Raw genomic sequence first — 10511 nt, 5'->3', positions numbered from 1 at the left:
GGCCCGGAGTTCATAGCCCATATAACGAACGATTGGAGCCAGATGCACGGGATAGAGTTCAAATATATCCAACCGGGCAAGCCGACCCAAAATGCTTATGTGGAAAGGTTCAATGGAAGCTATAGACGTGGGGTGCTGAACAAATATATCTTTGAAAACCTAGACCAAGTAAGGGAACAGACACAGATCTGGATGAACGATTATAACCATCATAGGCCCCACGATGCCTTGGGTAAAATACCGCCCGTAAAATACGCGGAACTTAATTCTTTTGGGGCTAGCCCCAAAAGAATTAAAAACAATAACTTTAATGAAGTTTTAGAAAACTAAGCAGTTCTAATTAGGGGAAGCTTACAGGTAGGGGTATAGTCTTCTCGAAAAAGTAAAGGAAAAACATACTTGTTGCCATAACCATAAGCGCGATAATAATCTAATATTTTTTGCACCGGAGGCATTATGGCTATAGAGAAGTTTCCCTTAGTTTTTGCCCTAGTATAATAAATGATATTAGCTTCCACATCTTTCCATTCCAAGCACATCATATCTGCAAAATTCATACCTCTGGTATAGAAACTAAACACGAAATAATTTTTGGTATTTATCAAATGTGGAAAGTCATTCAAATTAAAATTAATGATGCGCATGATTTCTTCGAAATCCAAAGCACGTTTAAACCCTTTGCCTCTCAGGTTTGATATTTTATAGGTTTTGAAGGGATAAAGACTTTCTTTGATAACTCCACGTTCTATTGCCTTGTTAAACAATGCTCTAATAGATCGCATTTTCACACCGATACCGCCATCGGTGCCACCTCTGGACCTGAGAAAAGCATCGTATTTACTTAAAAAAGTAGGGTTAACTTCCCTAAAATTAAGGTTTTTGAATTTATGAAAAATTTGAACCGAGGTTTTAGCGTCCTTATAGGATTTCGCATTTCCGATACGACCAGCAAAGGTCATTTCTTCTATAATCTCATCAAAAAAGGAGAAAACATCATTCTTGACAGGGTTGAAGGTGATTCTATAGCTTGTGTCGAAATCCTGTAGTGAATAATCAGGATTTTCAATTTCTAAATCTGTTATTATTCTGTAGGCTCTTTCCTTGAACTTTACAAGTAACCGGTTATATTGGATGTAGTTTGGGTTTCGTTTATTGAAGTTCCCTATGGGTTCTATCCATTCACTCAATTTTGCGCTGAACGGAGTTTTATAATGTCTACATTGTCTTTCTTTAGTAACTCGTAAACAGACAGGATATGTTCCATCTGATAGCAGTTTCTTTTTAAGAACAATTTTGAGCGTAATCATATTTTATACATTTGGGGACAACATTTACATTATTTTAATTTGAGGACCTTGCTGTTATAGGTTGCATATGATAATCATGGGGACAACATAGGGACAACAAATGGGCTATTAAATGTAATTATTGTAAAACCAAATGCAAAACAAAAAATCATAAAATATTGATAATCAGATTATAAGAAGACATATAGAGCTAAATGAAAACACTCCATTTGCGGCTGTTAATCAGAGGGTCCTTGGTTCGAGTCCAAGAGGGGGAGCAAAAAGGGAAAGCCATTCGTAAGAGTGGCTTTTTTGTTTCCAAGGGTTTCCACGGTGTCTAGCTTGTCTTTAGGGCATCATAAATTGAAAAATATAATAGGACAATGTTATCCTAATTAAAAATAGTAGTATCTTAGTATTATAATCAATAGCAGTATAATGTTTTCAAAAGCATGTGAATACGGTTTAAGGGCAGCAACTTACATTGCTATGCAATCACTTGATGGCAGAAGGGTAAGCCTAAAGGAAATCGCCGATAAAATTGATTCCCCCATAGCCTTTACCGCAAAGATTTTACAGTTGTTGTCCAAAAATAACATCGTTGAATCCGTAAAAGGGGCGTATGGCGGGTTCGAAATATCGAGGACACAAATGGATAAACTGAAACTAAGCGCGATTGTTGATGCCATCGATGGGGATACCATATATGCCGGCTGTGGATTGGGCTTAAAAGAATGTAACGCCGACAAACCTTGTCCGGTTCATAGCAAATTCGTGGATATTCGGAATGATTTAAGGGAAATGCTCGAAAATACCAGTTTATATGAAATGACGGCTGGATTAGAAGTGGGACTGACCTTCTTGAAACGCTAAAAAAATTATCCTTAAATCGGACAAAATTATCCTATTAGAATATGGAGTAAAATGACAATGAAATAAAACGAGCCGGCAACATCTACCCTCCTGATGTTTCGGTCGAATGGTAAAGAGGGAGAAAAAAACAAAAGTTATGGATGTATTAAATAACCCTGATTTGACCCATTCCGATACTCAAAGAATGGAAAACGGACCCTTAAAAACGTATAATAATCTGTTGGCCGAATTTAAAAAAGGCCGAATGGGTTATGCTGCAATCGCCATTATTGGTCAAAGCTGTTTGGGCTCGGTGGCCGTAATGCTTTTGCTAATGCACGGTAGGCCTACGGCAGTCGAAATGTTCGTGGTATTTTTGATCACTATTTTTTGTATGGCCTTTAATGCATCGATACTCGCCCAATTGAAATCAAAAATCGCATTCAATCTACTTATATTGAGTGTGGTATTCAGTTGCTCGGTGATAGTCGCATATTTGGTTTAAGGTCTGTTGGAATTTGATTTTTAGCAATGAATGGATGACCATAAAGCAATGTAGCCTTAAGTATTATAATGAATTCGGGGAAGAATGTGATGTGATGTTTAGGCCCAACGAATACCATAGCCTTATGGAACTACTCTTCGATAAATATGTTGAAGACTGGGGTGACTGCAAGGGTAGGGCTTGGTGTGGTACCTGTCATATTCAGGTGATCAAAGGTCCAATTTCAGAAAAAATGGAAGCGGATGAAAAGCAAACCCTCTCCAAGCTGGGAAATAGCACCCTTCAAAGTCGTTTAGCATGTCAAATTCCAGTTACAGCCCAATTGGATGGGGTTGTATTTAAAATTTTAAAGGATGATGAGGTATTTTAGCGAGTACTGATCGATTTTTGGAAATCGGTTTTATGGCACCCGTTTCCCTTTCCAATGCATTGTATGGTGGTTGCCCCCGTTTTAAGGCCATACTTCCAAACAATAAGGAAAGTCCATTCAATGTCCGTAAAAAGGCTCTTATAGCCCTACCAGCCCCAGTGTTTCTCTATCCCAACGCAAATTCAGACGGTGGGTATTTGATGTTTCCGCTACCATGAATTTTGTGGTTACACATATTCCCCGAATGTAGGTAGGGTAGGTAATCTATTGGATCCATAAAAAAAATAGCCATCTTTTATATACTGATTGGGTTTCTTGGTAAAAACATGATAGATCGAAAAGGGTGTAAAAACCCCTCCAATGGTTTAACTTTGTTACACCAATGATTTCTTCCCATGGACAATATACAAGAACTATCCAAAGAGCAAAAACGACTAAAGGAACACTATTCAAAAGACAAAGATTGGCTTAAGTGGGGTCCTTATCTAAGTGAGCGACAATGGGGAACGGTGCGAGAAGACTACAGTTCCAATGGAGACGCATGGAATTATTTGCCACACGATCATGCCAGAAGCAGAACATATCGTTGGGGCGAAGATGGTATTGCCGGAATCTCCGATCGTTATTGCAACATCTGTTTTGGGGTAACCCTATGGAACGGGAAAGATTCTATTTTAAAAGAACGTTTGTTCGGTCTTTCAGGACCTCGAGGCAACCATGGTGAAGACGTAAAGGAGCTCTATTACTATTTGGAGAACACCCCCTCCCATTCGTACATGAAACATTTGTACAAATATCCCCAGAATGAGTTTCCTTATGGGAAATTGGTGGAGGAAAACAAAATAAGGGGCAAAGCGGAACATGAATATGAACTTCTTGACACGGGAATTTTTGATAACAATGAATACTTTGATGTCGTTACCGAATATGCCAAGGCCGATACGGAAGATTTACTTATAAAGATATCAATCAGTAATCGAGGACCCAAAACAGCACCGGTTTATCTACTACCTACGTTGTGGATACGCAATTTCTGGAGTTTTATTGATATGGACGAAAAACCCATAATCAAAAAAGATAAGGAGGCATCCTCCGTTTCCATTAGACATCCCTATGTAGGTGATTATACCCTGTATTTTGAGAGGCCTTCAAAAGTTTTGTTTACCGAAAACGAAACGAATCGTGAAAAGATTTTCAATGAGAAAAATGACCATCCATATAAAAAAGACCTTTTTCATGATGCGGTCATCCAAAATGATTATTCGCTGGCGGAGAAGAAAAGTGAAGGAACCAAATGTTCACCCCTTTATGAATTGAAACTGAAAGCGGGTGAAACCCGAACCATTAAATTAAGATTAACAAAGGAACCCCTCCCAGTACCTTTTGATAATAGTTTTGAGGCTGTTTTTTCGAATCGGAAAGAAGAATCACAGGAGTTTTTGAATAATGTAACCCAAAAATCCTCGAAAGAACAGCGGGAAATACAAAAACAGGCTTTTGCCGGACTCCTTTGGTCCAAGCAATACTATAATTATGAAGTAGAGAAATGGTTGAATACCGATTCGGATGATAAGCCGGCACCCGAACGAACCCATGGTCGAAACAGTAATTGGAAAACCTTGCGTACCCATGATATCCTTTCCATGCCCGACGCTTGGGAATATCCTTGGTTTGCTGCTTGGGATTCGGCCTTTCATTGCGTCTCTTTCGCTATGATAGATCCTGATTTCGCCAAGAAACAGTTGCTCCTATTTACCAAGGAATGGTTTATGGCACCTAATGGCCAGATTCCTGCCTATGAATGGAATTTTAGCGATGTTAATCCGCCTGTACAGGCATGGGCGGCCATTCATATTTACCAAATCGAGCAACGGGACACCGGAAAAGGGGATCTGAAATTCTTAAAACGGATGTTCAATAAATTGGCACTCAATTTTACATGGTGGATAAACCGTGTGGATAGGTTCGATAAGAATATTTTTGAAGGAGGGTTTTTAGGCTTGGATAATATTGGGGTTTTCGATCGAAGTGGGGGAATTCCCGGAGGAGGTATTTTGGAACAGGTAGATGGTACTTCCTGGATGGCGCTCTATTGCCTTAATATGTTGGAAATTGCCCTGGAAATTGCCATTGAGGATGATACTTTTGAGGATATGGCCATCAAATACTTTGGCCATTTTGTGTTTATTGCCGAAGCACTGAACAAACTAAAGGAAGGCGCCCCAGGTTCTTGGGACGAGAAAGAGGGATTCTTCTATGATACGTTGATATTGCCGGATGGACAGTCGATTCCCATCAAGGTCCGTTCAATTTCCGGCTTATTATCACTGGCGGCCGTACTGAACATTAGAAAAGAAACTTTGGATAAACTACCCCGTTTTCGTGGTAGTATAGAGTGGTTTCGCAAATACCGTGTGGAAAACGCCATGTACCAGGTTGTTGAGGAATATGCTACCGATAAGGATGTTTTACTTTCCCTAGTACCCAGGAAACGTATGGATATTTTGATTAAAAGTATGCTGAATGAATCTGAATTTTTGGGAATCCATGGTATACGTTCTTTGTCCAAGGGACATGAAAAACCTTATAATATTGAAATTGATGGAACCAATTACGGCATTAGCTATGAACCTGCCGAATCCCAAACGGACCTTTTCGGTGGCAATTCCAACTGGCGAGGACCCATTTGGATGGCAATGAACTATTTGTTTATCGGTACTTTCAAGGAATATCACAACTATTTTGAAGATAACCTTAAATACCAATTCCCATCAGGAAGCGGTAATTATTTGAATTTAAAGGAAATAGGATTTGAAATCAGCAAAAGGCTGATTGCGATGTTCGACAAGGATAAAGATGGCAATCGACCTATTCATGCGTTGCACAAAGAAAAATATAGAGACGAATACTTTAAGGATCTTATTCTTTTCTACGAATATTTTGATGGTAACAATGGTCGTGGTGTCGGCGCGTCACACCAAACGGGATGGACGGCCTTGGTGGCCAATCTTATCGAAGAGATTAACCGGAATAAAAAATGATTCCAAAGCTAGCTTTGCTTTCTGTAATATAACTATTGCTATAAGGGTTACGACCTTCATTCCTGGCAGAAGAAATTGACCGTGGAAGTAATTTCTTTAGTCCTGATTTATTTAAAATAAGGCAGCAACCCTTAATTGGGGAAAGGTGATCATTTAGTACAGCGTTGATCTAAAGTAATAAGTGGCATCATCAGGAATGGAAGGCACCATCGTATGCACGTGCTTTTTATATCGCGATCGGTCCTCTTCGGGAGCGTTTGGAAATTCATATTTTCCAATAACTTCCGTTTTTACCAAATTCCATCCCGGTTTAAAACTAAGGTCATATGTAACGGTAGTTTCAACCAGCAATGGAGTGCCCGTGTTGCTTAAATCCCCTTTCCAATTTTCATGGGCCATAATTGCGCATGCTTCGTCAACATAAACCCATGACAATAGATACCCCTCATCACCATAATATAAATCCCCGGATGTTAATAGGTTTCGGGTTACTTTTTCAGAATTTCCGATGGTCAAGATCCCTATTTGTTTATCATTTTGATATACCGATAAATAAGCGTTGAGTTTAAATCCGGAATCTTCATTATGGTATTGATAAACATCTGGATTATGGATATCAAAAAAATTGTTGTTATCCTTAAATTCCTTTATAGGTTTTAGTATGGGTACTTTGTTTATGGGATTCAATGCAATAGTGCCATCTGCCCTAATGACGCCGATCTTGACATACTGTACCTTATCTTTTCCCGGGTCATAAGAATAGTTGAAAACAAGATCGGCGTCTCCGTTGTTCCAATTTTTCAGTGTATTGCCGGAATCGCTGGCTAATGTATTTTTCCAATATTTATCCTCATTTTTTATGGCTTTAGGGATAGGGCTCGTTGTATTATTACTTTGCTTATCCGATTCGAGCCTTTTTTGCTGCTGTTCTGCCTTCCTTTGGACCTCTTCAAGATTAAGGCTCTCCATGATACTATCCCGCATTTTCAAGGCCTTATCTATCATTTTTTGTTGCTCAGGTGTTTGGGAGAAACCTGTACACCCAATAAGGATTATAAGTATGGGGAAAATCTTATGTATTGTTTTCATGCTTACTATATTTTAGAAATATTTACCAATCCACTTTATTGTTGGTGGAACTGATTGTGTTGAAGTAACCTTTATTTTACTAGGCTTCATTATGTTGTCAAAAACACCTTCCTCATACATGCTAGGAATGGCATGTTCAAGTACGCTTTCGATTTTATATTCAATGAAATTAAATCCGGCTTTTAGTTGCAAATCGTAGCTATAGGTTGTTATAATGGTATCGTTTTCTGTATTGGACACTGTGGAAGTGCATTCCCCCTGATAATTAAAATCCGATTCCATATAAACCAGTTCAAAATAGGATCCGGTTACGGCGTTATTCGAATAGGTGTCTTCCAGCCAAGGGACCAACGCTTCATCCGTAACCATAGACAGCAACCCCGAATACGGATTCTCTTTTGTGCTTAATGAAATTTGCCCAGCATTGACGGCTTTGCCATTTTCATCCTCTGATAGCATGTCATAACTATTATCACATTTGGAAAATAGGGTAAATGCCGTGTCCGACATAAAATTGGCTTTTACATCATCAGTAATGGCATTTAGGTCTTTTGGAAAATTGAAAGTTATTTCTCCAGAATCCGAGATGGTTCCTATGGTAAGGGGGTTGTCCATTCCGAAGGAAAACAAGACCAAATCCGTAGCTCTCAACGGAAAATCCTCCACCGTGTTATTGGTTTGGGCCATGCCAAATTGAAAGGCACAGGCCACTAAAAACATAACTGATTTTTTCATAATAAATGTGTTCTAACGGTTAGAAAAATAATCTATGGCTTCCACTAGTAAAGAAGGACGATAGAAGGATACGGCCCCTAATAAGAAAAGTAGGAACAATAGTAGTAAGGCACCTATTACACCATCCTTTCTTCCTGGCTCCAAGGTCGATATCCTAGGGTTTGAAGGATTGTAGAAAACATTTACCTGTTTTCCAAGCGCATATTTAGCAATTAACCCTGAAGCCTTCTTTTGCGAAAAATTCTTGAATGAATTGGCAAAAAATGGTTCTTCGCCTGTATAAGTGGCGCCATTGAGTTCATAGGTGTATAGAAAATCGATTTTTTTGGATAGGGGGAAGTCGAGCCCCTTTGTTACCACTCCCTTGACTTTGGGCCATTGGTGGGATTGTTTTGCCCACCACCAACGGCGAAGGGCCATAAATAAAAATGGCAGAAGTATCAATTGCAAGACAAGGCCTACTATTTGAAACTGACTAAGGGATTGAATGTATTCCATACTATTGATTTAATTTCTAAAGCCATTCAAATTGTCAATACCCATGGCTTTCCAAAGGGCATCGGTGTCCATCCCCTTTCCTACCAAGGTAACATAAAATCGATTACCGTAAAGAAATCGAAGTTCGGATTGAAAATCGGCTTTTGTATTTGCATCCCGATCAGTACCAAAGGTTAAAATTCCGTTGCGCTCAATTTTGGAATATCTTATGGTATTGTTGCTCTCTGAAGTTATTTTGTTGAGGTGCAACATTTTTAAGGGTAAGATGGCACCAACGGCTTTTTGGCCTGCGGCATCCAAAATTTCCATTCTAATGGTGTCATCCCCAAAGCTGCCTGCAACAAGTTGGGTATCGGTGATTTCAGGTTCTTTTGTATTCTGTTCTGAAGGATCTAAATTGAGATGGTTCAATTTTTTCGGAAATGCCGCTATGAGTTGGTTATTGGTTAGTGGGGTCTTGGCACCTAATTCCTTGAGTAGAAGATCGTATTTTTTATTTATTTCTTCATTCTTGCCAGTTATTTCATTCATTACTCCTTCCATAATCTTGGATTTATTCGAATTTGATTTTGGAGTGTCTTTACAAGCAGCCAAGAGTACTATAACTAGGGTTAAACTTAATATATTTTTCATGTTCTTTGTTTTTATATTTTTTCAATAATAAGCTTCGAAACTTCAATGGCTTTTTCATTATTTTCAATGCCGTTATTAGATACTTTAACATGCACAGGAAATATATATTTATTTGAAAGAAACGTTAATTGAGACATCCTTGTATACCAAACTGCCATAGTGCCCATATTGGAAATTTCTTCCGGTTGTTTATAAACTGATGTAGATCTTTTGAACATATCTTCATTAGCGTTTTTTACCATAACAATTAATACTTCACTAGGTATAGTAGATTTAATTTCTTGACCTCCAAAAGATACCGACGTTGTAATTTTACCATCTTCCCATTTAAAAACACAAGTAGGATACGTGTAAACTAAATCTTTCATTTCTATAGGGTATTCTGTTATTTAAAAAAATACTTTTCACTTCTTCCATTGAAATAAGTTCGCAAGGGGAGTTAGTAGAAGTCGATTTTTCGGATTTCACACTTTTATTTTCTGGTGCATTCGTTTTGTTTTCTTTGCTATTTCATGCAAATACAAACATGGATAATAATGTAATAAGAAAATGGTTTTTTATTATTTTCATTCTAAATATGTTTAAAATATTAATATTGATGTGTTTCTTCTACATGAACCCAATCCATGCATATTGGCTGAATAATCTTGCTTTTTATTCAATTATTGTAAGTTTGTCTTGTGAGGTCTTTTGTTAGTTTTTGCAAACTGTCTGGCTTAATACTTATCCAATTTTTTTAAGTCCTCTTCTTTTATGTAGGTCCATAGTTTATCCGGATGATCAGCACCTTCCAGAATGATGCTAAAGCGTTGATTATAAATAAACTGAATCTCATTACGGTTTTCCTCTGGTTGTAAAAAGGCAATGGTTTTGTAGCCATTGCGCTCTTTATAAATATATTCCGTTTCTCCTTCCCCTTTATTCTGGTACTTATAGGATATTTCAAAATCTTTAAGCACTGAAGAACCTTTCTTATGACCATCTTCAACACGGTATTCCATATTATTTTTCATATTATCACCTTTCAAATAAAATGCACTTGTAATTGTGCGAGACAGTACTGTAGATTCAGACACTTCTATTAATTTGTAATCTCCGATTTCTTTTGGAAAAAAATCACCAAACTGCTGTTCAGATAAGGTTGTTTTAGACTGTAAATCTTTAGAGGAATCCATGCTTTTCTTTTGAGCAGAACTTGAACTAACAGCTTCTTTTTTATTGGATTGGCAAGAGACCATTAACACCAATACCGTTAGTATTTTTAAATAGTTTTTCATAATTACACTTTTTAGTTTTTGATGAATAATCCATTAGCTCCATCTTTTCTTCTTGGTTCCGATGTTGCTATTTTTGGCTTATTTGGATTGTAAAAAACCTCAACCTGTTGTCCTTACATGCAAACAGAAGGGCTACAAGAAAAACTATATATATTATTTTTATAATCTCTCTAGTGTGTTTTTTCATTTTGTTTATGTCTTAATAGATTATTTTTTCTTGGCTAT

At 37.7% G+C, this 10511-nt stretch carries 13 protein-coding genes; 6 read left to right on the top strand and 7 right to left on the bottom strand.

The window, feature by feature from the left end; genetic code table 11:
- Positions 1-330 (top strand): integrase core domain-containing protein (locus LX92_RS14295; RefSeq protein WP_146197841.1); only part of this gene is annotated, 330 nt, incomplete at its 5' end.
- Here LX92_RS14295 and LX92_RS14290 read toward each other — a convergent pair.
- The gene (locus LX92_RS14290) at positions 327-1307 is read right to left on the bottom strand and encodes a site-specific integrase (protein WP_109651866.1); all 981 of its coding nucleotides are present in this window, start codon (positions 1305-1307) and stop codon (positions 327-329) included. The two genes, LX92_RS14295 and LX92_RS14290, sit on opposite strands and share 4 nt — an antisense overlap.
- Before the next feature lie 417 nt (positions 1308-1724).
- Here LX92_RS14290 and LX92_RS14285 point away from each other — a divergent pair, with 417 nt between their 5' ends.
- The 5 genes from LX92_RS14285 (at position 1725) to LX92_RS14265 (ending at position 6054) form a co-directional block, all read left to right on the top strand.
- Positions 1725-2159: an RrF2 family transcriptional regulator gene (locus LX92_RS14285; protein ID WP_109651863.1), complete on the top strand. Its 435-nt coding sequence runs from the start codon at positions 1725-1727 to the stop codon at positions 2157-2159.
- 136 nt (positions 2160-2295) lie between these two features.
- The gene (locus LX92_RS14280) at positions 2296-2643 is read left to right on the top strand and encodes a hypothetical protein (protein ID WP_146197840.1); all 348 of its coding nucleotides are present in this window, start codon (positions 2296-2298) and stop codon (positions 2641-2643) included.
- A gap of 34 nt (positions 2644-2677) precedes the next feature.
- Positions 2678-3013, top strand: coding sequence for a 2Fe-2S iron-sulfur cluster-binding protein (locus LX92_RS14275; RefSeq protein WP_109651857.1), 336 nt, complete (start codon positions 2678-2680; stop codon positions 3011-3013).
- Between the two features lie 32 nt (positions 3014-3045).
- Positions 3046-3231, top strand: coding sequence for a hypothetical protein (locus LX92_RS22640; protein ID WP_109651854.1), 186 nt, complete (start codon positions 3046-3048; stop codon positions 3229-3231).
- Between the two features lie 177 nt (positions 3232-3408).
- Positions 3409-6054: an MGH1-like glycoside hydrolase domain-containing protein gene (locus tag LX92_RS14265; RefSeq protein ID WP_109651851.1), complete on the top strand. Its 2646-nt coding sequence runs from the start codon at positions 3409-3411 to the stop codon at positions 6052-6054.
- A gap of 153 nt (positions 6055-6207) precedes the next feature.
- Here LX92_RS14265 and LX92_RS14260 read toward each other — a convergent pair whose 3' ends face one another.
- The 6 genes from LX92_RS14260 to LX92_RS14235 form a co-directional block, all read right to left on the bottom strand.
- A complete protein-coding gene (locus tag LX92_RS14260) occupies positions 6208-7143 on the bottom strand; it encodes a hypothetical protein (RefSeq protein WP_109651848.1) in 936 nt (311 codons plus the stop codon).
- A gap of 12 nt (positions 7144-7155) precedes the next feature.
- Positions 7156-7878 carry a hypothetical protein gene (locus LX92_RS14255; RefSeq protein ID WP_109651845.1) on the bottom strand — a complete coding sequence of 241 codons (723 nt, stop codon included), beginning with the start codon at positions 7876-7878 and terminating at the stop codon, positions 7156-7158.
- Between the two features lie 12 nt (positions 7879-7890).
- On the bottom strand, positions 7891-8376 hold the full coding sequence (locus LX92_RS14250; RefSeq protein ID WP_109651843.1) for a DUF3592 domain-containing protein: 486 nt from the start codon (positions 8374-8376) through the stop codon (positions 7891-7893).
- A 9-nt stretch (positions 8377-8385) separates the two neighbouring features.
- Entirely contained in the window at positions 8386-9009 is a 624-nt protein-coding gene (locus LX92_RS14245) for a hypothetical protein (protein ID WP_109651840.1), read from the bottom strand.
- A gap of 11 nt (positions 9010-9020) precedes the next feature.
- Complete coding sequence (locus LX92_RS14240) at positions 9021-9377, bottom strand: hypothetical protein (RefSeq protein WP_109651837.1); 357 nt, start codon at positions 9375-9377, stop codon at positions 9021-9023.
- A gap of 348 nt (positions 9378-9725) precedes the next feature.
- The gene (locus LX92_RS14235; protein ID WP_109651834.1) at positions 9726-10286 is read right to left on the bottom strand and encodes a hypothetical protein; all 561 of its coding nucleotides are present in this window, start codon (positions 10284-10286) and stop codon (positions 9726-9728) included.
- Positions 10287-10511 lie beyond the last annotated feature (225 nt).

The organism is Maribacter polysiphoniae (genome assembly GCF_003148665.1).
GTDB classification, from domain to species: Bacteria; Bacteroidota; Bacteroidia; order Flavobacteriales; family Flavobacteriaceae; genus Maribacter_A; species Maribacter_A polysiphoniae.
The sequence above is the reverse complement of the archived record's forward strand: the minus strand, read 5'-3'. Positions and strand labels throughout refer to the sequence as shown.